At 59.9% G+C, this 21,100-nt stretch carries 21 protein-coding genes and 1 tRNA gene; 10 read left to right on the top strand and 12 right to left on the bottom strand.

Going from position 1 to position 21,100, the window contains the following annotated elements; all coding sequences use genetic code 11:
• Positions 1-64 precede the first annotated feature (64 nt).
• On the top strand, positions 65-652 hold the full coding sequence (locus KPG66_RS03525; protein WP_013434608.1) for a YhbY family RNA-binding protein: 588 nt from the start codon (positions 65-67) through the stop codon (positions 650-652).
• A gap of 116 nt (positions 653-768) precedes the next feature.
• Here the strand turns inward: KPG66_RS03525 and KPG66_RS03520 are convergent, their stop codons facing one another.
• From KPG66_RS03520 to KPG66_RS03500, 5 genes are all read right to left on the bottom strand, one after another.
• Positions 769-1,239: a DUF4149 domain-containing protein gene (locus KPG66_RS03520; protein WP_013434607.1), complete on the bottom strand. Its 471-nt coding sequence runs from the start codon at positions 1,237-1,239 to the stop codon at positions 769-771.
• Positions 1,240-1,274: 35 nt separating this feature from the next.
• Positions 1,275-1,751 carry a transcription elongation factor GreA gene (gene greA / locus KPG66_RS03515; protein WP_041754109.1) on the bottom strand — a complete coding sequence of 159 codons (477 nt, stop codon included), beginning with the start codon at positions 1,749-1,751 and terminating at the stop codon, positions 1,275-1,277.
• 146 nt (positions 1,752-1,897) lie between these two features.
• Positions 1,898-5,152, bottom strand: coding sequence for a carbamoyl-phosphate synthase large subunit (gene carB / locus KPG66_RS03510; RefSeq protein ID WP_237070023.1), 3,255 nt, complete (start codon positions 5,150-5,152; stop codon positions 1,898-1,900).
• A gap of 132 nt (positions 5,153-5,284) precedes the next feature.
• Positions 5,285-6,445: a glutamine-hydrolyzing carbamoyl-phosphate synthase small subunit gene (gene carA, locus KPG66_RS03505; RefSeq protein ID WP_041753190.1), complete on the bottom strand. Its 1,161-nt coding sequence runs from the start codon at positions 6,443-6,445 to the stop codon at positions 5,285-5,287.
• Between the two features lie 290 nt (positions 6,446-6,735).
• Positions 6,736-8,013 carry an MFS transporter gene (locus tag KPG66_RS03500; RefSeq protein WP_237070022.1) on the bottom strand — a complete coding sequence of 426 codons (1,278 nt, stop codon included), beginning with the start codon at positions 8,011-8,013 and terminating at the stop codon, positions 6,736-6,738.
• Between the two features lie 108 nt (positions 8,014-8,121).
• On the opposite strand from KPG66_RS03500, the gene KPG66_RS03495 reads away from it, so the two are divergent.
• Positions 8,122-8,742, top strand: coding sequence for a LysR substrate-binding domain-containing protein (locus tag KPG66_RS03495; RefSeq protein WP_272907021.1), 621 nt, complete (start codon positions 8,122-8,124; stop codon positions 8,740-8,742).
• Between the two features lie 5 nt (positions 8,743-8,747).
• Here KPG66_RS03495 and KPG66_RS03490 read toward each other — a convergent pair whose 3' ends face one another.
• Together KPG66_RS03490 and gloB are read right to left on the bottom strand one after the other, a co-directional pair.
• On the bottom strand, positions 8,748-10,472 hold the full coding sequence (locus KPG66_RS03490) for a transglycosylase SLT domain-containing protein (protein WP_237070021.1): 1,725 nt from the start codon (positions 10,470-10,472) through the stop codon (positions 8,748-8,750).
• 220 nt (positions 10,473-10,692) lie between these two features.
• Complete coding sequence (gloB, locus tag KPG66_RS03485) at positions 10,693-11,535, bottom strand: hydroxyacylglutathione hydrolase (RefSeq protein ID WP_013434599.1); 843 nt, start codon at positions 11,533-11,535, stop codon at positions 10,693-10,695.
• A 21-nt stretch (positions 11,536-11,556) separates the two neighbouring features.
• Between gloB and KPG66_RS03480 the strand changes: the two genes are divergently transcribed.
• The 5 genes from KPG66_RS03480 (at position 11,557) to KPG66_RS03460 (ending at position 14,884) form a co-directional block, all read left to right on the top strand.
• Positions 11,557-12,369, top strand: a complete 813-nt coding sequence (locus KPG66_RS03480) for a class I SAM-dependent methyltransferase (RefSeq protein ID WP_013434598.1) — start codon at positions 11,557-11,559, stop codon at positions 12,367-12,369.
• 47 nt (positions 12,370-12,416) lie between these two features.
• Complete coding sequence (gene rnhA, locus KPG66_RS03475; protein WP_013434597.1) at positions 12,417-12,866, top strand: ribonuclease HI; 450 nt, start codon at positions 12,417-12,419, stop codon at positions 12,864-12,866.
• A gap of 52 nt (positions 12,867-12,918) precedes the next feature.
• Positions 12,919-13,662: a DNA polymerase III subunit epsilon gene (dnaQ, locus tag KPG66_RS03470; protein ID WP_013434596.1), complete on the top strand. Its 744-nt coding sequence runs from the start codon at positions 12,919-12,921 to the stop codon at positions 13,660-13,662.
• Positions 13,663-13,838: 176 nt separating this feature from the next.
• Positions 13,839-13,913 (top strand) — tRNA-Val (locus KPG66_RS03465).
• Between the two features lie 83 nt (positions 13,914-13,996).
• Positions 13,997-14,884, top strand: a complete 888-nt coding sequence (locus tag KPG66_RS03460; RefSeq protein WP_237070020.1) for a tyrosine-type recombinase/integrase — start codon at positions 13,997-13,999, stop codon at positions 14,882-14,884.
• 108 nt (positions 14,885-14,992) lie between these two features.
• Here the strand turns inward: KPG66_RS03460 and lysC are convergent, their stop codons facing one another.
• On the bottom strand, positions 14,993-15,256 hold the full coding sequence (lysC, locus tag KPG66_RS17855; RefSeq protein ID WP_013434593.1) for an Rz1-like lysis system protein LysC: 264 nt from the start codon (positions 15,254-15,256) through the stop codon (positions 14,993-14,995).
• Positions 15,257-15,411: 155 nt separating this feature from the next.
• Between lysC and KPG66_RS03455 the strand changes: the two genes are divergently transcribed.
• Together KPG66_RS03455 and KPG66_RS03450 are read left to right on the top strand one after the other, a co-directional pair.
• A complete protein-coding gene (locus KPG66_RS03455) occupies positions 15,412-15,819 on the top strand; it encodes a S24 family peptidase (RefSeq protein WP_013434591.1) in 408 nt (135 codons plus the stop codon).
• A gap of 270 nt (positions 15,820-16,089) precedes the next feature.
• Positions 16,090-16,536, top strand: coding sequence for a DUF29 domain-containing protein (locus KPG66_RS03450; protein ID WP_013434590.1), 447 nt, complete (start codon positions 16,090-16,092; stop codon positions 16,534-16,536).
• Positions 16,537-16,601: 65 nt separating this feature from the next.
• Here the strand turns inward: KPG66_RS03450 and KPG66_RS03445 are convergent, their stop codons facing one another.
• Complete coding sequence (locus KPG66_RS03445) at positions 16,602-17,009, bottom strand: hypothetical protein (protein ID WP_013434589.1); 408 nt, start codon at positions 17,007-17,009, stop codon at positions 16,602-16,604.
• Positions 17,010-17,446: 437 nt separating this feature from the next.
• Here KPG66_RS03445 and KPG66_RS03440 point away from each other — a divergent pair, with 437 nt between their 5' ends.
• Entirely contained in the window at positions 17,447-17,596 is a 150-nt protein-coding gene (locus tag KPG66_RS03440) for a hypothetical protein (RefSeq protein WP_157864333.1), read from the top strand.
• A 487-nt stretch (positions 17,597-18,083) separates the two neighbouring features.
• Here KPG66_RS03440 and KPG66_RS03435 read toward each other — a convergent pair whose 3' ends face one another.
• The 3 genes from KPG66_RS03435 to KPG66_RS03425 form a co-directional block, all read right to left on the bottom strand.
• Entirely contained in the window at positions 18,084-18,923 is an 840-nt protein-coding gene (locus KPG66_RS03435; protein WP_041753185.1) for a DUF3037 domain-containing protein, read from the bottom strand.
• Entirely contained in the window at positions 18,923-19,660 is a 738-nt protein-coding gene (locus KPG66_RS03430; RefSeq protein ID WP_013434584.1) for a HipA family kinase, read from the bottom strand. The genes KPG66_RS03435 and KPG66_RS03430 overlap by 1 nt, the downstream gene beginning before the upstream one ends.
• Positions 19,661-19,983: 323 nt before the next feature.
• Entirely contained in the window at positions 19,984-20,724 is a 741-nt protein-coding gene (locus KPG66_RS03425) for a hypothetical protein (protein WP_237070019.1), read from the bottom strand.
• Between the last annotated feature and the right edge of the window lie 376 nt (positions 20,725-21,100).

Here is a 21,100-nt window from a genome sequence, read left to right as displayed (position 1 = left end):
CTTTTAGCGGATAATACGCGTCTTTGCGGCCGTTGGCCGTGACCCTGCTTGACGGATTACCCTCATGCCTGCCCTTACCCTTTCCTCCGCCGAGCGCAGCGCGCTGCGCTCGCAAGCCCATTCGCTCAAACCAGTCGTGCTGATCGGCGCAGACGGCTTGACCGACGCGGTGCTCAACGAGATCGACGTGCACCTGAACGCGCATGAGTTGATTAAGATCCGCGTGTTCGGCGACGAGCGCGACGAGCGCGCGGCGCTTTACGACACGATCTGCGACCGTCTGTCGGCGGCGCCCATTCAGCACATCGGCAAGCTGCTGGTGATCTGGAGGCCGCAGCGCGACGACACCGAAGCCAGCACCCCGCGCGGCAGTGCATCGCGCACCCGCGCGACCAAGACCCAGGCCGCGGCGCAGCGCAGCACCGACGTGCCGAGCGCCGGCACCGCGCGCTGCGCCGCGCGCCGCGACACATCGACGACCGGTGCCGCGCCACGCGTCGTCAAGGTGGTAAAACCGTCCAGCACAGTACGACGCCCAAAGCCGCAATTGGTCAAGGTACTCGGCAATGAACGCGTCACCGCTGGCGGCAATGTTAAAAAGGCGAAAAAGCGGCAGACGAGTCTGAAGCGCCAACATCAGTCTAACAAGTAGGCACAACCAGCCTGCTACCGGACCCCGTGCGTCCCCGCGCGACGCTTGCTGGCATGCGATTGCGCCCAGCCTGCACGGCGAACGCGCCACGATTGCAGCGAAGGCCGATCGATCGCTCAGAACATCGACCGCGTGGCAACTGGCAGGCGCCACACCAGCACAAGGCCAAGCAGGCTTTGCACCAGATAGAGGGCGCTGGACGCGACGTGCAACGCACCAAAGCGCGCCGCATAGACGGAATGTCCGACATCGGTCCCGGCGTGCTGCGCCGCGACGCGCAATTCATTCATGAACGGCTGCAGCGCGAAATAACCGACCAGCACGCAGACCAGCATCGCGACGATCACCCAGCGCGCAGCCCGGTACGTCCGGTCGCCGCGCTTAACGAACGCGTGCGCGAACCCGAGCAACACGATACCGGCCACCACGCCGATCATTGCCTGCGTGTGGAACAGTGAGGCGGCGACCGTGCCCGCGCTCGCGCGATCGAGCGACGCGAACAGGGTCGGCGCAGCCACGTAGCCGATGCTGACGAGACTGCCAACCCATAGCATCGCGAGCAGGCGGAACAGGCGCTGTGCAATCATCGTTCAAATGCCGTAATCAATAGGAACATGACATTTTACTCGTAGCGTACCGCGATAATCTCGTACTCGCGCACGCCGCTGGGCGCTTGCACCGCCGCCACATCGCCCTCAAACTTGCCAATCAACGCGCGAGCAATCGGCGAGCTGACCGAGATCAGCCCATGCTCGAGATCCGCCTCGTCGTCCCCGACGATCTGGTAGGTAACCTTGTCACCCGAATCGAGATCCTCGAGATCGACGGTGGCGCCAAATACGACGCGCCCGTCCGCGTCGACCGCCTTCGGATCGATGATCTGCGCGGCCGACAATTTTGACTCAAGTTCAGCGATGCGGCCCTCGATAAATGCCTGCTTCTCCTTCGCGGCATCGTACTCGGCGTTTTCCGATAAATCACCTTGTGCACGCGCCTCGGCGATCGCGTGGATCACCGACGGACGCTCGACCGACTTCAGTCGTTGCAATTCGTCACGCAGTTGGTCAGCACCGCGCTTCGTCAGTGGAATAGTGCTCATAAACGGCTCAGGATTAAAAAAATTACCGCGGTTGATCGCATCCCATTCCGGGATACCGCTCAACCGCGGCTCATAGGGCTATTTCGGGTACCACCGACGGGTACAGACGCATCTTACCTCATCTGCGCAAACCGCCGGATCGATGATCAGTTTAGGCGAGCGTGAAGCCCTTGTAAATCATAGACCTCGAGGTTTTTCAAATAGCGCAGCCCTTCGACTGCAGCGCGCGCGCCAGACATCGTCGTGTAGTACGTCACCTTGTTCGCCTGCGCGCTCATGCGGATCGAGCGCGAATCAGCAATCGCGGTCCGGGTTTCATCGACAGTCGTGAACACGAGCGCGATCTCGCCGTTCTTGATCATGTCGACGATATGCGGCCGACCGTCCTTGACCTTGCTGACGACTTTGACCGGCACGCCGGCAGCCGCAATGGCCGCGGCCGTTCCCTTCGTCGCGACCAACGGATAGCCAAGCTCGTGCAGCATGCGCGCTACCTCGACGGCCTTGGGCTTATCCGCGTCCATCACGGTCAACAGCACGGTGCCCGACGCGGGCAGCCGCGAGCCGGCAGCCAGTTGCGACTTGAACAACGCCTCGCCGAACGTGCGTCCGACGCCCATCACTTCACCGGTCGAGCGCATTTCCGGTCCCAACACCGGATCGACAGCCGGGAACTTGATGAACGGGAACACCGCCTCCTTCACGCTGAAGTAAGGCGGCTCAACCTCCCGTGTCACCCGCTGCGCGGCTAGCGTCTGTCCGACCATCGCGCGCGCGGCAATCTTGGCCAGTTGCAACCCGCTCGCCTTCGACACATACGGCACCGTGCGGGACGCGCGCGGATTGACTTCCAGCACGTAGATCACATCGCCGAGCGTACCGTCGGCCTGCGGCACCTGCTGAATCGCGAACTGTACGTTCATCAGCCCGATCACGTTCAGCGCTCGCGCCATCGCCGCGGTCTGCCGCTTCAGCTCGGTCACGGTTGCGGCCGACAGCGAGTACGGTGGCAGCGAGCATGCGGAATCGCCAGAGTGCACGCCCGCCTGCTCAATATGCTCCATGACGCCGCCGATGAAGACCGCATTGCCGTCACAGATGCAATCGACATCGCATTCGATCGCATCATTTAAGAACCGGTCCAACAACACCGGCGAGTCGTTCGATACCTTGACCGCCTCGCGCATGTAGCGTTCCAGGTCGCGTGGCTCATGCACGATCTCCATCGCGCGGCCGCCCAACACATAGGAGGGCCGCACGACAAGCGGATAGCCGATCTCGCCGGCCAGCCGCAGCGCTTCGTCCTCGGTGCGGGCGGTCCGATTCGGTGGCTGACGCAGGCCGAGCGATTGCAATAGCTTCTGGAAACGCTCGCGGTCCTCGGCCGCATCGATCATGTCTGGCGAGGTGCCCACAATCGGCACGCCATTGGCCTCTAGATCCAGTGCGAGCTTCAGCGGCGTCTGGCCACCGTATTGCACGATCACGCCGAGCGGCTTTTCCTTGTCGACGATCTCGAGCACGTCCTCCAGCGTCAGCGGCTCGAAATAGAGCCGATCCGACGTGTCATAGTCAGTCGACACCGTTTCCGGATTGCAGTTGACCATGATCGTCTCGTAGCCGTCCTCGCGCATCGCCAGCGCGGCATGCACGCAGCAATAGTCGAACTCGATGCCCTGGCCAATCCGGTTTGGGCCGCCGCCCAGCACCATAATCTTCTTGTTCGTCGTCGGCTGCGCCTCGCACTCCTGCTCGTACGTCGAGTACAGGTAGGCGGTTTTCGTCGCAAACTCCGCCGCGCAGGTGTCCACGCGCTTGTAGACCGGCCGCACATTCAATTCGATGCGACGCGCGCGCACCTCGGCCGGGCTCGCGCCCGTGAGCTTGGCCAGACGCCGGTCCGAAAAGCCGCTCTGCTTCAGGTACCGCAACTCGTCGCGCGACAGGCTGACCAGCGAGCGTGCGGCGAGCGCTTTTTCCTTCAACACGATCTGCTCGATCTGGGCGAGGAACCACGGATCAATCGCGGTTTCGTCAAAGATTTCGTCGCGCGACAGGCCCACGCGGAATGCGTCGCCGACATACCAGATCCGGTCCGGACCCGGCGTGCCGATCCGCTCGATGATCTCGTCGCGGTCCGTGGACTTTTCGTCCAGCCCGTCCACGCCGACCTCCAGCCCCCGCAGCGCCTTCTGAAACGATTCCTGGAACGTGCGCCCGATTGCCATCACCTCGCCGACGGACTTCATCTGGGTCGTCAAATGCGGATCGGCCTCGCGGAATTTCTCAAACGCAAAGCGCGGCACCTTCGTGACCACGTAGTCGATCGTCGGCTCGAACGAGGCCGGCGTCTGGCCGCCGGTAATCTCGTTCTTCAACTCATCCAGCGTATAGCCAACCGCGAGCTTGGCCGCCACCTTCGCGATCGGGAATCCTGTTGCCTTCGACGCAAGCGCGGACGAGCGCGACACGCGCGGATTCATCTCGATCACGATCATGCGGCCATCGCGCGGATTGATCGCAAACTGCACGTTTGAGCCGCCAGTGTCCACCCCAATCTCGCGCAGCACCGCGAGCGACGCGTCGCGCATCAATTGGTATTCCTTGTCGGTCAGCGTCTGCGCGGGCGCGACGGTAATCGAATCGCCGGTGTGGATGCCCATCGGATCGAGGTTCTCGATCGAGCAGACGATGATGCAGTTGTCGTGCCGGTCACGCACGACCTCCATCTCGAATTCCTTCCAACCCAGCAGCGATTCCTCGATCAGCAACTCACGCGTGGGCGACAGGTCTAGGCCGCGCTTGCAGATCTCTTCGAACTCGACACGGTTGTATGCAATACCGCCCCCCGAGCCGCCGAGCGTGAACGATGGCCGGATCACCACCGGATAGCCCGCGCCGCCGGTCGCCTGGGCAATCTCGGCCTGGACCTTCAGCGCCTCTTCCCACGAGTGCGCAATCCCCGACTTGGCCGAGCCCAACCCGATCTGGTCCATCGCCTCCTTGAACTTCTGCCGATCCTCGGCCTTGTCGATCGCCGCGGGCGACGCGCCGATCAACTCGACGCCGTATTTGTCCAGCACGCCGTGCCGATGTAGGTCTAGCGCGCAGTTCAGCGCGGTCTGGCCTCCCATCGTCGGCAGGATCGCGTCGGGACGCTCCTTCGCAATGATTGTCTCGACGACTTCCCAGGTGATCGGCTCGATGTACGTGACGTCGGCCGTGTCCGGGTCGGTCATGATCGTCGCCGGATTGCTGTTGACTAGGATCACCTTATAGCCTTCCTCGCGCAGCGCCTTGCACGCCTGCGCGCCGGAATAGTCGAACTCGCACGCCTGGCCAATGATGATCGGCCCCGCGCCGATGATAAGGATACTGTTGATGTCTGTCCGCTTGGGCATAACGCTACTCGCTGGTGTGCGCGTGTATCGCGCTGATATTCGTGTCTTCGGTATTGCGGTGCGGCGCATGTCGCACACGCGCCTGCACGCCGCCTGGCGCACAGCGGGCAATGAGCCGCCCGCCGCGCGGCGCTATGCAGCGCTCGTGGCGCAGTTGCGGCCGCTCTTGCTCGCCTCGATCAGGTCAACGAACCGGTCGAACAGGTAGCCGATGTCGCGCGGCCCCGGCGACGCTTCCGGGTGCCCCTGGAAGCAGAACGCGGGCTTGTCCTGCAGCGCGAACCCCTGCAGCGTGCCATCGAACAGCGATACGTGCGTGACCTTCGCGTTGGCCGGCAGCGTCGACGCGTCGACCGCGAAGCCGTGGTTCTGCGAGGTGATTACAACCTTGCCGTTGTCCAGATCCTTGACCGGATGATTGGCGCCATGGTGGCCGGTCTTCATCTTCAACGTCTTCGCGCCGACAGCCAGCGCCATGACCTGGTGGCCCAGGCAAATGCCGAACGTCGGCACGCCGCGCTCGATCAATTCGCGCGTCGCGGCGACCGCGTAATCGCACGCTTGCGGATCACCAGGCCCGTTGGACAGGAACACGCCATCCGGATCCAGCGCGAGCGCGTCGGCGGCGCTCGATTGCGCAGGCAGCACGGTTACATGGCAGCCGCGCTCGGCAAGCATGCGCAGAATATTGCGCTTGATGCCATAGTCGAACGCGACCACGCGGTGCTGCGGCGTTTGTTGCGCCCGGTAGCCTTCACCCAGGCGCCATTCGGCCTCGGTCCACTCGTAGCGCGCGTGCGTCGACACGACTTTTGCCAGATCCATGCCGGCCAGGCCCGGGAACGCGCGCGCCAGCTCGACCGCCTGCTGTTCGTCAGTCCCGACGAGGATGCAGCCGTTCTGCGCGCCCCGCTCGCGTAGGATGCGGGTCAAGTGGCGCGTGTCCAGGCCGGCAATCGCGACCACGCCCTCGCCGGCCAGATAGTCAGACAACGTGCGCTGAGCACGGAAATTCGACGCCAGCACCGGCAGGTCGCGAATCACCAGGCCGGCTGCATGGACGCGACTCGACTCGACGTCCTCGCTATTCACACCGACATTGCCGATGTGCGGATACGTCAGCGTGACGATCTGGCGCGCGTAGCTAGGATCGGTGAGGATTTCCTGATAGCCGGTGATCGCGGTATTGAACACCACCTCACCAATCGTGTGGCCGGTGGCGCCGATCGAGTAGCCGCGCAAAACGGTGCCATCGGCAAGCGCAAGCAGAGCGGGAGAAAAAGACGGCAACACGGGAGGCTCCTTCCGGGAACACCCTGCTGCCGACCTGTCGTCCTTGTCCGGGGGGCGCATTGTCCGCCTCCGAGGCCAATTCGGCTCACGAACGACGCGTACAAGCGGCCCCGCTGCGGGCGACAGCTCCGATAGCATCGGGCGCGCGGCGGACGAGCGGTTTGGGGAGGTAGGCGCTAGGGTGCGGGTTAATTAACTTAAACTTTCAAATTATAGCTTGAAACCGACCCTGCCTCAAACCCATCGGTTCAACGACCCAGTGTCGGCCACGCTTCAGTTTTAGTCCATTTTCACCGGATCGGCTCGTCCTCAGCCGTCCCGGTCGCCCCCTGTGGCCACTCGCGCGCTGCCCGAGCGTCGCGAGCCGGCATGAAGTACCCAATTGCAGCAAGCCCTTGCACTACAATCAGCGCGACCCAGACCCACTGATGCGCGTGAACCGGATAATGGCCGCCCCGCTCCGGCCAATGACCGAGCGCCGCGCCAATCGCCACTTGCAGCACAAAGATCCCAAGGAAAATCACTAACGTGAAACTCGTGTTCACGCGGCCGATCAGGCGCACCGGGAAGTGCTTGGCAAGCACGGCATAGGTAAGAATGCCGCTGCCGCCCAATGCGCCATAGGCGGCCCACACCACCATCGGCGGCAACGGCACGCGAGCGGCGATAAGCCCCTGCACCAGCACGAACAACACCATCGTGACGCCAGAGAATCGATATACCGACACGCCCCAACGCTCGAGTGTGCGGGCCAGTGCACCAAAGCCAATATTGCCTGCAATGAAAGTGGCACCGAGCACCGATACGCTCGATGCGGCACGGGCCGCGGCATCCGGCAACGACTGGAACGTGACGTCGCGTAGGAATGCACCGATCCATAGCGACTGCATCGCGTAGAACACGCTCTGCGTCAAGCCCGAGAACGTTGCCAGCTTCCAAAAGCGGCGGCTGCGCACGACTTCCCACGTGCCTTGCAATTGGGCCAGCACACCCGCGCGATGTTGCGGTTCCCGAGTATGGGGCCCGAACACCCAAATCGATGCCGCCACGACGAGCGTGAGCACCGCCAATGCGATACAGAGGGTGCGCCAGCCCGTTACCGACAGCAGCCAGGTCAACGGTGTGCCCACGACTACCCCGCCCAGGCCGCCGACCGCCATCACGAGCCCATTCACGACTGTCAACTGGGACGCAGGGAAATGCTGCGCCGTCGCCTGGAACGCGCCACCGAGGCATACCGACACGCCGACGCCGATCAGCAAGCGGCCGAGCATCATCGAACCGAAGTCCTGCGCGAGACCGAACAGCAAGATGCCCGCGGCGGCCACGAGCATCACCGCGGCTGTCACGCGCCGCGCGCCAAAGCGGTCCAGCAGCACGCCGACCGGGATCTGCGCGCCGGCAAAGCCAAGGAAATACATGCTGGTCAGCGCGCCGAGGTCGCTCGACGACAGTCCAAACTCGTTGGCCAACAGCGGCGCGAAACCCAAATTGACGCCTCGGAACACATACGACACGAAGTAGCCGATCGAAAAAACGACAAAGATGCGGATTCTGCTGGAAGTCATAGTCTGTGCTTGGTGCGGCGGCGGCCTATCGAACGCCGATTATTGGACAGGCGAGGCGACATGGCCAACGAGAAATTTCAACCCGCGCTGTGAGTATAATTTGACGCGATGAGCCCTCCACTGCCGCCACTGCAAGCGCTACGGGCGCTGGAAGCCGCATCGCGCCGGCGCAGTTTCAGTCGTGCCGCCGAAGCATTGCATTTGACGCATAGCGACTTCTACGACCGGCACCCGCTGGTGGACCTGGCGCTGCGCATGCACGCCGAAGTCGAGCCGCCGGATCCCTATTCAGTGGACGTCGGCATCTGGCATCGACGGGTCGAGGAGCCTGGATTCGAAGCAAGGAAGCTGCTCGACGACCAGGTCGTCGCGGTGTGCCATCCGACGCTGCTTGCCCACTATCCAGATTTCCGGATCGAGCAATTGCCGTCGATGCCGTTGCTGCGCTTTACGCGGCGCTCCTGGCGGGACTTCTTCAATGCGGCGGGGTTGGACGCGGACGAGCCCACGCGCGGACCGATCTTCGACGACTCAGCGCTGCTGCTGCAAGCCGCGCTCGCCGGCCAGGGGGTGTGCACCACACGGCTGCAGCTTGCGCGGCGCTTCATCGATCGGGGCGAGCTTGTGCAACTGGGCCACATCAGAATTGCGGCATCGCTCGTTCTGACACAATATCCCGCCCGATGGAGCATCATACGCGTGCCCCCGCAACGCGCCGCCGATGCATAAGCCGCCTAGTTTGCCTTGCGTCTACGCGCGTCGCCTGTGGTCTTCGCGCGGCTCGCGACTGCGGCCTGGGTCTTACCGGCAGACGCCCGCGCCGCCTTGCCGGCCCGGGTGGATACGGCAGTGCCCGCCGACTTCGCCGCCCCCTTGCCCGCCTTCACCCCGCCGGCCTTGCTGCGGACCGGCTCGGCAACGCGCACGATGCCCGCACGGCCTCTGCGCGCACCGTAGCGCGAAACCGCCCGCCTGTCCTGCGCGCGCGCCGAAATCTTTTCCACGCGGCCCGCGCGCGGCGCCGGCACCTTCTTTACAATCACCCGCCCGACTGGTACGTGCAACATCAGCCGCTGACCCGCCATCACCGTGTTGCGCCGCGTATGGTTCCATGCCTTGATCTGCGCGACGCTCACGCCATAGCGCTGGGCCACCGCCGCCATCGACTGCCCGCGCCGCACGCGGATCAACATCTTGCGCGTATCGGGCACGTCCGGCTCCATCGCGAGTACGGCGTTTTCCGCGACGTCGGCGCTGATATCCTCGTCGTCGCCATCGTCCTTGGGCACCAGCAGCGTCGAGCCGGGCTTGAGCCGCATGCCGGCTGGAATCTTGTTGACCGTCATCAGCATGCCGGAGTCAACGCCGATTTTCTTGGCCAGCACCGCCGGAGTCGCGCGCTCGGTCACCTTGTACGTTTTCCACGTCGACAGGTTTCCATCGTAGGCCTTCAGGTTACGCTCGAACACATTCGCGTTCTCAAACGGCAGCAGGATCTGCGGTTGCGATGCGCCGAGAATCACCGGTTGCTTGAAGCCGGGGTTCAGCGAGCGGAACTCGTCCAGCGAAAGGCCTGCGAGCTTGGATGCCACCTTGACGTCGATGTCGCGCGCGGTCGTCACCGTAACGAAGTACGGGTGATTCGGGATATCCGGCAACGTCAGCCCATATTGCCGCGGGTTCATTACGATGTTTTTCACCGCCTGCAGCTTGGGCACATAATTGCGCGTTTCGGCCGGCATCGGCAGGCTTTGATAGTCGGTTGGCAGCCCGCGCGCTAAGTTGCGCGCAATCGCACGTCGCACGCTGCCTTCGCCCCAGTTGTACGCGGCCAGCGCCAGATACCAGTCGCCGAACATGCCGTGCAGCTTCGTCAGATAATCGAGCGCCGCACTGGTCGAGGCGACGACGTCGCGCCGTTCGTCCTGAAACATGTTCTGTTTCAGTTTGAAGGTGCGGCCCGTGCCGGGCACGAACTGCCACATGCCGGCGGCCTTCGCGACCGAGAGCGCATGCGGGTTGAACGCCGACTCGACGAACGGCAACAGCGCCAACTCCGTCGGCATGTGCCGCTGCTCAAGCTCCTCAACGATGTGATACAGGTACTTCTTTGAGCGTTCGGTCATGCGCTCGACGTAGTCGGGGCGCTGTGCGTACCAATTCGTCTGCATGTCGACCAGATTGCTTTGCAGGTTCGGGATTTGGACGCCGGCGCGAATCCGGCTCCATAAATCATCGGAGCCTTGCAGTTCTTGCACGCTGCCATGATCAACGTCGATGGTGTGTTTGGACGAGGACAGCGCGGCATGCTTTTGGATGGGATTGCCTTCGACGGGTTGCAGGTTCTGCGAGGTGGCAAGCGCGGAGGAAGCCGGTTGAGAGGATTGCGCCGTATTCGTGCCGCTGCTCGCGCAGGCGGCGAGCAACAGTGTTAACAGCACGCTGAGTATCAATCGCATCGAACGTCTCGGATTCCAAAGGGGCGCCGGAAAATTGGGTCCGATAGTACGCAGAACGCGTGCGGCGCGTCAACCCAAAAACTGTAAAAAAGCCTGCAAAATCCAGGCATTGAGGGCTGTTCTTCAGGTTTCGTGTGCAATCCGCCATCGATGTGAGGGTCTCGACATGCGGCGTCGTTGGAATAAATGATGACGTCCGGATTCACCGACGCGGTTGACGTCAGCGAAAGACGTTCTTCCATTCGCGCAACGCAGCAAAGGTGTCGAGCCGCCCGCTGACGTGCACATGACGTTTGTCGGCCAGTTGCTGCCGGATCGACGGCAGATGGGCGCGCAGGAATGGATTGACGCGCTTCTCATGACCCACCGTAGTCGGCACCGTCGCCACCCCATCAGCGCGTAAACCCTGCGCCCGGTCCCGCCAGACGAGCAAATCTGCGTTGTCCGGCTCCACCGCGAGCGCGAATGCAATATTGGACAGCGTGTATTCGTGCGCGCAATGCACTTCGGTGGCGTCGGGCAGCGCCGCCAGCGCGTCCAGCGAGGCAAGCATCTGCTGCGGCGTGCCCTCGAACAAACGCCCGCAACCACTGGCAAATAGCGTGTCGCCGCACAGCAGGTGCGGCACGGGATCCTCGCCGGCCGCTGCGAAATAGGCGATATGCCCACGTGTATGCCCGGGTACGTCAATCACGGACAATACCAACCGAAGCGGCTCGATCCGGATTTCGTCCCCACCCGCGAGCGGGTCCGTGACTACCTGAATGGTCTCGCTGCCCGGACCGTATACCGGAACCGCGCCGTGTGCGCCACACGTCTGGATCAACGTGGCCACTCCGCCGACATGGTCGGCATGGTGGTGGGTGAGTAAAATAGCGGTCAGCCGCAAGCCTTGTCGCTGCAGGAAGTCGGCGACCGGCGCGGCATCGCCGGGATCGACCACTGCAGCGTCACATCCGTTCGAGATGACCCAGATATAGTTGTCCTCGAACGCCGGAACCGGGATGTATTGCAACCCGCCACCGGCGTCACGGGCTGATCTGGCTTCCAACGGTACGTTCATCGCGCAGGACCCATAGATACAATGTCGAACCGACCGATTATAGACTGGCCAACCTGGACCGAATCACCACCGGGGCGATACGTGCTCGCGTGGGAGCAAAGCCAACTCGATCGCCTGGTGTCCGACATGTTCGGCTATTACGCGCTGCAGTTGGGCTTGCCGCAGCTCGATGCGTTGCGCGAGAACCGCATGCCATGCCGCGGCCTGGTGCTGGACGCGGCCAGCGGCGCGAGCGCGCCCTATCGATTGCCGGGCCAGAATAGCCATGGCGCCGCCGATACCGGCCAGCGCCACGCGCCGCCGCAACGCGAAACGCTTTGGTGCGATTTCCTGGACCTGCCGTTCGAGTCGCAGAGCGTGGATCTGCTGATCCTGCCGCACACGCTCGAGTTCACGCACGATCCGCATCGGCTGCTGCGCGAAGCCGAACGCGTCCTCGTGCCAGAGGGACGACTCGTGATCGTCGGTTTCAACTCGCTGAGCCTATGGGGCATGCGGCAGTCGATCAGCCGCCGCGGCGGCCATGCGTTCGTGCCAGCGGCACACGACCTGATCGCCTTCACGAGAATGAAGGACTGGATCAAATTGCTCGGCTTCGAACTGGATCGTGGCCGCTTCGGCTGCTACCGTCCGCCGGTGGACACCGAGAAGTGGCTCGCGCGGTATGCGTTCATGGAAGCGGCCGGCGATCGCTGGTGGCCGATTTTCGGCGCGGCATACATGATCACCGCGATCAAGCGGGTGCATGGCATGCGGCTAATCGGCCCGGCCAAAATCAAAAAACAGGCGCTCACGCCGGCGCTGAATCCGGTTGCGACGCCAAACGCTAACTGACAACGCCGGCGTGCGCCGGCGTTGCGTGCCACCCTATCGACGAACTTATGGAATCCAACACCCTCATTGAGATTTACACGGACGGCGCATGCAAAGGCAACCCGGGTCCGGGCGGCTGGGGTGCACTGCTGCGCTTCGGCACGCAGGAAAAAGAGCTGTTTGGCGGCGAGCGCTCGACGACCAACAACCGAATGGAGCTGATGGCCGTGATCGCCGCGCTCGAGGCGCTGAAGCGGCCCTGCAAGGCGGTCGTCCATACCGACTCGCAGTACGTGCAAAAAGGCATCAGCGAATGGATTCACGGCTGGAAGAAGAAGAATTGGATGACTGCCGCGAAAACACCGGTCAAGAACGCCGATCTATGGCAACGTCTCGATGCGCTGAGCGTGCTGCACGAGATCGAATGGCGCTGGGTCCGCGGCCACGCCGGCCATCCGGAAAACGAGCGGGCCGACGCACTGGCCAACCGAGGCGTGACATCGCTCGAGCAAGCGTGAGCCGCGTGCGGACGCGCCGCGCGCTAAACTTTTCTGAACAGGCAATCCCACCATGCGTCTTCTTGTTCTCGACACCGAAACCACTGGCCTAAACGCCAAAGGCGGAGACCGGATCATTGAAATCGGCTGCGTCGAAATCGTCAATCGGCAGCTGACCGGCAACAACCTGCACTTTTACGTCAATCCGGAGCGCGACAGCGATCCCGGCGCGTTGGCCGTGCATGGATTGACTACCGAGTTCCTGCGCGACAAGCCGAAATTCGCGGAAATTGCCGATGCGCTGCGCGATTTCGTCAAGGATGCCGACATCATCATTCATAACGCGCCGTTCGACATCGGCTTTCTCAACGCGGAATTTGCGATGCTGGGACTGCCGCCGTTTTGCGATCATTGTGGCGAAGTGATCGACACGCTAGTGCAGGCCAAGGCGATGTTTCCCGGCAAGCGTAACTCACTGGACGCCCTGTGCGAGCGCTTCGGCATTAGCAATGCGCACCGCACGCTGCATGGCGCGCTGCTCGATGCGGAATTGCTGGCCGACGTCTACCTAGCGATGACACGCGGCCAGGAAAGCCTGGTCATCGACATGCTGGCCGACACGCCGGGCTCAGGATCGGTAGCCACGACGCGCGTGTCGCTCGCCCAGTTTGAGTTGCCCGTCATCAGTGCGAGCGATGACGAGCTTGCCGCCCACGCGGGTGTGCTCGACGAACTCGACAAAGCACGCAAAGGGCCGTGCGTATGGCGGGAGCCGCCGCAGTCGGTGAGTGAAGCCGCCCCCGCGGCTGCCGCGTGATACGGCGGCGTGCCGCGCGCGTCGGTGCGGTGTCGACGGATACGCACGTGATTAACACGCGAGCAGGCCGGTGCCACTGCGGACCCGGTCGAGCACCGAATACCGATAACGCAGCCCGAGCCTGTGAAAAGCGCTTTACGAATCCTGCAAGTCCTGTCATAATCGCTGACTCAGTTGGGTGGTTAGCTCAGCGGTAGAGCACTGCCTTCACACGGCAGGGGTCACTGGTTCGATCCCAGTACTACCCACCAATGAATTCAAGCAGTTAAGCATGCTAAGCGCCTTCTAGTTTGGCCTTGGGGACACTCCGGGGACACAATAGAAGGCGTTTTGCATGGCGACTATCATTCGTGGCGACGATCGTTCAGCTCGGTACCGCTGGCAAGCCAAGGTCCGTCGAAAGGGATTCCCTTCTCAATCCAAGTCATTCCCGACTAAAGCCGAGGCTGAAAATTGGGCGCGTTCTATTGAAGAAAATATACGTTGGGGGACATTCGTAGACACTTCAATAGCCCGCGAAACCACCTTAGGCGATCTTCTTAAGAAATACGCAATACGCGTGTCCCCGACCAAAAAAAGTGGCGCAGCGGAGGCAAAGCGTATCCACAGCATGCTCAAGTGGCCTTTGTGCAAGTACGCCGTCGCCAACGTGACACCGGACGTACTGGCTGCGTGGCGAGACGAACGGTTGAAAACAGTCAGCGGCAGCACAATCAATCGCGAACTGAATTTACTGTCGCACGTATTCTCGACGGCCATGATCGAGTGGCGCGTCTACCTTCCGGTCAACCCGGTCAGCCGCATCCGCCGCCCGAAGCACAACAGACCGCGGAGTCGCCGCATGGAAAGCGGCGAAGAAGCTTTGTTGCTGCACGCGTGCCCACGTGCCCGCAATAAGTTTCTTTACCCCGCCGTCCTGCTGGCAATCGAGACGGGCATGCGCCGCAGCGAAGTCGTGGGGATACACCGGCCCAATATTGACCTTAACAACCAAACGCTGTGGTTGCCCGACTCTAAAAATGGCGACGGTCGCCCCGTGGCGCTTTCTAGCCGTGCCGTTAAAGTACTCAGTGGCATTGCAACGGAGCGCACTGGCCTGGTATTCCCCGGCCTGAGTACGGAGGCAATCAAATGCACTTACCGTCGAGCGCGCGCTCGTGCAAAGATCGTGGACCTTCGCCTTCATGATCTTCGTCACGAGGTGACAAGCCGGTTCTTTTGAAAAGGGGCTTAATTCGATGGAGGTCGCCAGCATCACCGGACATAAGACGCTCTCCATGCTCCAGCGCTACACGCATCTACGTGCGGCTGACCTTGCCAGGAAGCTCGGCTAGTTTTCCATTTCCCGCTCAGCCCAGGCTCGGAGCGCCGCCTTGTCATCATTACAGCGGTCTAGGGCAGTCTGGTAGTCGAGAATGGATTGCACCATCCCGCCGAGCGTCCGGCAAGTCGGCGGCGTCAGCTCCGGACAATCAGCGAACAGTGACGCCGCTGGCAGGCCGCGATAGGATGCGGGGGCGGTTCGCATACAAGCTGTTAAACACAGAATCAGGAATAGGCATGTCGCGCCAATCAGGGTTTGCGTTGAGCGCATTGTTAATCGCTTTACGGTTGGTTGCGGCCCGCGCCTGCGTCCGCTTCGAGGCACTGACATATACATAGAAGGCGGCTTGTGACACGGCCAATGATCGCGCAAGCGCGGCCGTCTTCTGGCGTTCGTGGGCGAGCGATGACACGTTACGAAAAGTTTTGGATGAGTTCGTGTATGTCCCCCGCTATGATCTTCAAGAGACAGCGACCGGACTTTGGCCGGACGATGAGAAGGCTAAATTCACAATGGCGTTCCGGCGCTATTGGGTAGAGAACTACCTACACGCCCGCCCTGAGGATTTGAGCGTGCTACGAGTGCACGGGGATTCTATGTACCCTGTGCTGCACGACGGTGACAATATTCTTATCAATCATGCGTTCACGTCGCCGCAGGATGGCATCTACGTTATTCGAGTGGACGGTCAGGTACTTGTGAAGCGGCTGCAACGCTTGCACGGCCCCTTTCTTCGGGTAATCTCTGCGAACCCAGACTACCCGCCGTATGAGGTACCGATAGAAGACGCGAATGATCAGCGGGGGTTCGCTGTCATCGGGCGCGTGGTGTGATTCGGGCGGCAGGTGTAAGGGCCACGTCAGGCCTGCAAAGGACTGCTAAAGCTTACCCCTCCCGGAAGCAGCGAAGCCGCTGTAGGGGCCGTCAACAGCTTTACGTGGGGGCCACATATGATGAACGGGCGCTGATTGAGCAATCTTAGACATAGCATTTGTATCACCGGCCACCATCTAACCCATGGCGTCAGATGACGGCTAATTGATGGCTCTATGATGGATAATTGGTAAGCTTGATAGAAGCCCCCTAACCGAGGGAGATGACTGATGGGAACGAGCTACGATGAAGATGTAATAGCGTGGGCCAACGAGCAAGCTGCACTATTGCGTGCGGGCAAGCTATCCGCCATCGATATAGAACACATCGCGGAGGAAATTGAGGACGTGGGTAAGAGCGAACAACGCGAACTGGCGAACCGGATGGCCATACTGCTCGCACACTTGCTGAAATGGGAGTTCCAATCCAAGCGTCGCGGCGCAAGTTGGGAAGCGAAGATTCATACTCAACGCAACGGCATTGAACGACGTATCCGTAAAACACCTAGCCTTAAAGCGTCGCTTAATGATCCTGACTGGTGGGCCGACGCTTGGGATGACGCCGTCGAGGCGGCGTCTAAAGAAACGGGGCTGTCATACACGACTTTCCCCGAGACCTGCCCGTGGTCGATGGAGCAAACGCTTGACCCGACGTTTTTTCCTGATCGACCACAATAGTCAACACCCTGCTGACAACATGAAGACGTGGTTCAGGTAATAGTGTGAAGTAAGGCCGCCTTCGATCATTGTATGCTATTCAATGCCGCCGCACTGCTTGCAGGCGCAGGTGCTATTGCACTATCCGTAGTTGGACCTGCGCATTTTTTGTCTTCATACAAAGCTGTAAGCCGCTTAATTCGCGCTTGCGCGGCTTTCTGCTCGACTGTAGGAGCGTTCCCTAGATCCATAAAGAACCATGGCACAAGCAGGAACGCACCTGCCACCCCCAAACCCACGTTCTTGGCCGTCTTAACATTACCCTCACTTTGAGTAGAAAGTATTAGCGCCTTCATTTCTTCTATTTCGTTGACGATTGCTCGGCAGCTCTTGCTCTCGTCGCCGATTTGTGCCACTTGTACAGGATTCGCTGTGGTATGAACGCATCCACTTATGATAGAGGCAACAGCTATAAAAATTAATCTCTGATGCATGTAATTAATATTATTATTGATTCACAAGTTTTTTATTATATTTCCCCTTCGAGCGCATAACAAGGAGCGTTGTCAAATGAGCCATGGTAATTGGCGGCTTAATATTCATCGTATCTCAAAGCGGCTTTACATTGAATAGAATCCGACACGGGGTCAGCACGAGTTCAAGGATTACAAATCAAGGCTCCACTATCATGAAGGCTCACTATCGCCCCTGTCTTGTAGGAGCGCTCTGCTCCTTCGGTCTCTGGCGTGCGTCGTTGTCACTGGCACTCGTCGCTTTGCTTCGCTCGCTCCAGGAGCGCGGCACAGATACGCGACTTGCGACAATGTCAGCAAGCCTCCCGATCGAACACCCTCCTCATTCGATTTCTGTCCTCCCCTGAATCGGGTGGTTTGCCACAAATTTGCCACGGTTCACTTGGCGAGGCATTTGCATGGCGACGATTCGGCAAGGAGGACAGTACTGGAAAGCGCAAACTCGGCGACGCGAGTGGCTGTCGCTGTCTCGCAGTTTCGATATCAAGGCCACCGATGAAGCTTGGGCGCGGCGTGCCGAGTCCGAGATGGACCGGGGTATTCATTGACCGATCGGAAACTGAGCGGAATACCTTCGGCGATCTCCTGAAACGGTACGCCGAGGAAATCTCATCACAAAAGAAGGCGAGGCCAGCAAAATCTTGAAAGTACACAAGATCGGGATGGATCCGCTCGCGCAATACAAGTCTCAGCGATCAGCAGCGAGATCATTGCTGTTGATCAGGGCCGCCAGATAGCCAAAGATTCGAGTCTACTGTGAACCGTGAGTCGACACTATAGGGCACGCTCTCAGCGTAGCCCGCAAAGAATGGGAACGCCTCTCGAGACGCCCCTCTATTGATCATCCGTCATCCTCGCGAAAACCTCGTTGCTTACGGCGAAACGCGTGTCGGTCGAAACGGCGGCAAATTCCGGCACGACACGCATCAGGTCGTGCGTGCCTTTGCATCGTGCCTCGACATACATGTATTGACCGATTAAGCCAGACGGTCGCCTATGGCCGGTACGGCCGAGGCGCCGGTACCCATCTGTAGCTCAATCGCGAGCAAAGGCGAGGATGCTACGTTCGTCGCTGTCAGATACCACTGAGATAAAATCCTCGCGTTCCAAATCCTGCTTTACATCAGCGAAGGCAGCTGCGTGCGGCCCAAATTCCTCTATCGGACGCCGGACAGCAAACATAACGTCGCCAATGAGCTTGTCGTCGCGACGCAGCTTCTTGACCTTGCCCAGCCAGTCCCAGCCATGGTCGTACAGCCGTGAGGGGTCGTCATGCGCGAGAAACAGCGGCTTGATCGCACGTATCGCCTGGCCGTGCTCGTTTACCCGTGCGAACGGCAACCTTGCGCGGTAGGCGTCATCGCCGATCAACACCTGCTGTTTGTACAGCGCAGCCAGTTCTGCGGATTTTAGAATGCGCTGCACGTCCTTTTCGACTTCCCGCTCCTGATAGGCCCGGGTCACGAACACACGGCCAACATAGTGATCAAAAAGCTCGAGCAGCTTCTCGGCCGGATCCTCCGCCAAGACCGCCCGTTCCGCATCGGCATACATGATCGCCTGCCGCGGCTTCACCAGTTCGGTGAACGCGAATTTCGCATAGTCCGGACCCGAACCGTGCGATACATTGCAGAACGCATGTTCGATAGACGTGCCGATACGCGTCAGCTCTTGTTGATAGGTTTTCCTCGCACGGCGGAAGATATTCGGGTCAAGTTCGTCAAAGAACGCGGTCACCCGCCGCACGCTATCGAGCATGCGAAAACCAAAGAACCTCGCTGTGGGGCTCATCAGCAGGAGTCCCACGTTCGCGAACTCACCCGTCTCCAGATAAGGCATGAAGCGGACAATGGCGTAACGGCACGCGTGTTTCATTATGGTTTCCAAAAATCCTCGTGGCAATACCTAAGCAGCAGGCTGTATGCCTCGTCAGGCGTGAACCCGAGCGGCACGTCATCACCGACGATAGACCACGAAGCTGGCATTTTATCGCACGCGCACTCGAACTGTTTGAGCGCGTTTAGCATCCTCATCTCGTAAATCTGCCGGGTCACGAAGTCCTCATAGACGCTGCGCCATACCTGGGAGAACGGGTGAAGCTCGAGAAAGGCTGCCCCGTCGAAATAGGGATCGAATGCCTGGTTTTGATCAATCACTAACATTCGACTTGCTCCCGGGTCCCAAAGCAAATTTGGATTGCCGCCTTTCTCGGTCAGCGTCCGGTCCTGGTTCCGAATCCACCAGTCGAACACGATGACGTCCAACTGCAGTTTGGGATCGACATTGCCAAGCAGCGTCCATGACATCTCTAGTGCGTTTGGCACCGCGCAGGACGCAAATACATAGCCTGCGCCAAGTTCGGCGAAATGTGAAGGGCCGATTTGGATCAGTTCGTCGGCCACCTGCGCAATCCGAAACGGTGCAACGGGTAACCCGAACGCTTCGGCCATCGCACTCCCGAGCCACTCGGCGACCAGACTCCGGCGCCCAGCATGAAGCCCCTTTACAAAATATAGCTGATTGTCGTCGCCCCGGCAGATAAATGGCTGGGTGATACCCTGCGTGGCACGCCCCAGCACTTCGACGATCTGCACGACTTCGCGATTGAACATGGACTCCCCGTATATGGCCCGCCACGCTCCGCCACTGCGCAGCGCGAAGGGCGTAGGCCGGAAATGGTAACAGAGCCATTACCGTCGCCGCCCGGAGCGCGAACCGCTAGACATGGACTGACTGATGGCGGTTAGCGGCTCACCCAGGCGTACATCGGCATGCTTTGCAGTATCAAAGATTAGGAGGAACGGCCTTAATTGGAGATAGCCTCACAAGCACAATAATCAACACACTGCTGACAAGGGCATAGTGCGGGCGGCAATTGTAAGAGCTGCCCGCTCGCCGATCTAATTTTAATCAGACGGTCAACCTCCGGGTCTTGCTATTTAATTCCCCAAAATAACAGCGGATGTGATGTATCCGCCGCACGAGCGACCATGATTACCGCGTTGTCACCCACCTCCGCGATGCCTGATTGCGTCTGGCCAGAGTACGTGCAGGACGGAGACTCGTCAAAATTCAGTGTCAGCGAATACGCGTTTCCGGAAGTACGAGGTGCAATTGTTCCTTTCGCCTTGCACGCCCCGCTATCTAACGCTATATACCCGTCAGTTGTAATAGAAACACCAGTAGAATTGCTCGTATTTAAACCTTTGGTCGTGCCCCTGTAAGTGCCCGTTATCGCAGCAAGAGTTGGCGTCTTTTCGTAGTCTTCGTCATATGTAGTTTTAAAAGTAATGCTTTCTCCATCCACGTCTGGGCCGGTTAATGTACCGCTTAACCAACCCTTCGGAGCGTATGTTGCAGAAATAGTCGTTTTATGCGTTTCTGCGTTGGTTAAATCATAGTCGATAACGTCCGAAGAGGACAGCGTACCGCCCGAGGCTTTTACAGTGCCAATGAGTAGCTTCTCTCGCCACGGACTGCCCTCGTTCGCGTAGAGTGCGTAGAACGAGCCGTCATCGAGAATCAAAGCAAATATCTCTTGATTTTTGCTTGTTGTGCCTTTGTAGATCCCTTGGGCATCCGTTACAGGACTGGATACGTCACCGCCGCCTCCCCCGCAGCCGTATTGAGTAAAAACCAGAACTGTAGCAGCAAGTAGCTTATTGTACTTGTTCAAGTATTAACCCCGTTGTACATATTGAGTAAATCCCCTTCTATAGCATTCCTCGCATCCTGCTCGAACGAGACAGATACCGGCTTACCTCCAGCTTTCGCTAAGGGTAGCATTCTTCGTAGTTCGCTCGGACACGTTTTTCCGTCATTATGTATAAACCATTGGTAAGTCGTATGGTTTGTGTGGTGCAAGGCTCACGACAGAAGCACCGCTTACTGCTTACCCTCCGAAGCATCGCTTCCATGAAGTTAATCAAGAGTCGCACGAGTGCTATCCAAATCACCATCCATAGATAGAACACATGATAACAATTATTTAAATATATCAATCATATATATAGGCATTAACCCCCCAATAGGCCCCACTAACTCCCAAGCCA

Source organism: Mycetohabitans sp. B2, assembly GCF_021733735.1.
Lineage (GTDB): Bacteria > Pseudomonadota > Gammaproteobacteria > Burkholderiales > Burkholderiaceae > Mycetohabitans > Mycetohabitans rhizoxinica.
Note: the sequence above shows the minus strand (reverse complement) of the source record. Positions and strands in the feature narration are given on the sequence as shown.

Bases quoted from the DNA above. Each gene is read 5' to 3' on its own strand.
- KPG66_RS03525 (WP_013434608.1), top strand. From the start codon at position 65: ATGCCTGCCCTTACCCTTTCCTCCGCCGAGCGCAGCGCGCTGCGCTCG.
- KPG66_RS03520 (WP_013434607.1), bottom strand. From the start codon at position 1,239: ATGATTGCACAGCGCCTGTTCCGCCTGCTCGCGATGCTATGGGTTGGC.
- greA (WP_041754109.1), bottom strand. From the start codon at position 1,751: ATGAGCACTATTCCACTGACGAAGCGCGGTGCTGACCAACTGCGTGAC.
- carB (WP_237070023.1), bottom strand. From the start codon at position 5,152: ATGCCCAAGCGGACAGACATCAACAGTATCCTTATCATCGGCGCGGGG.
- KPG66_RS03500 (WP_237070022.1), bottom strand. From the start codon at position 8,013: ATGACTTCCAGCAGAATCCGCATCTTTGTCGTTTTTTCGATCGGCTAC.
- KPG66_RS03495 (WP_272907021.1), top strand. From the start codon at position 8,122: ATGAGCCCTCCACTGCCGCCACTGCAAGCGCTACGGGCGCTGGAAGCC.
- KPG66_RS03490 (WP_237070021.1), bottom strand. From the start codon at position 10,472: ATGCGATTGATACTCAGCGTGCTGTTAACACTGTTGCTCGCCGCCTGC.
- gloB (WP_013434599.1), bottom strand. From the start codon at position 11,535: ATGAACGTACCGTTGGAAGCCAGATCAGCCCGTGACGCCGGTGGCGGG.
- KPG66_RS03480 (WP_013434598.1), top strand. From the start codon at position 11,557: ATGTCGAACCGACCGATTATAGACTGGCCAACCTGGACCGAATCACCA.
- rnhA (WP_013434597.1), top strand. From the start codon at position 12,417: ATGGAATCCAACACCCTCATTGAGATTTACACGGACGGCGCATGCAAA.
- dnaQ (WP_013434596.1), top strand. From the start codon at position 12,919: ATGCGTCTTCTTGTTCTCGACACCGAAACCACTGGCCTAAACGCCAAA.
- KPG66_RS03460 (WP_237070020.1), top strand. From the start codon at position 13,997: ATGGCGACTATCATTCGTGGCGACGATCGTTCAGCTCGGTACCGCTGG.
- lysC (WP_013434593.1), bottom strand. From the start codon at position 15,256: ATGCGCTCAACGCAAACCCTGATTGGCGCGACATGCCTATTCCTGATT.
- KPG66_RS03450 (WP_013434590.1), top strand. From the start codon at position 16,090: ATGGGAACGAGCTACGATGAAGATGTAATAGCGTGGGCCAACGAGCAA.
- KPG66_RS03445 (WP_013434589.1), bottom strand. From the start codon at position 17,009: ATGCATCAGAGATTAATTTTTATAGCTGTTGCCTCTATCATAAGTGGA.
- KPG66_RS03440 (WP_157864333.1), top strand. From the start codon at position 17,447: ATGGCGACGATTCGGCAAGGAGGACAGTACTGGAAAGCGCAAACTCGG.
- KPG66_RS03435 (WP_041753185.1), bottom strand. From the start codon at position 18,923: ATGAAACACGCGTGCCGTTACGCCATTGTCCGCTTCATGCCTTATCTG.
- KPG66_RS03430 (WP_013434584.1), bottom strand. From the start codon at position 19,660: ATGTTCAATCGCGAAGTCGTGCAGATCGTCGAAGTGCTGGGGCGTGCC.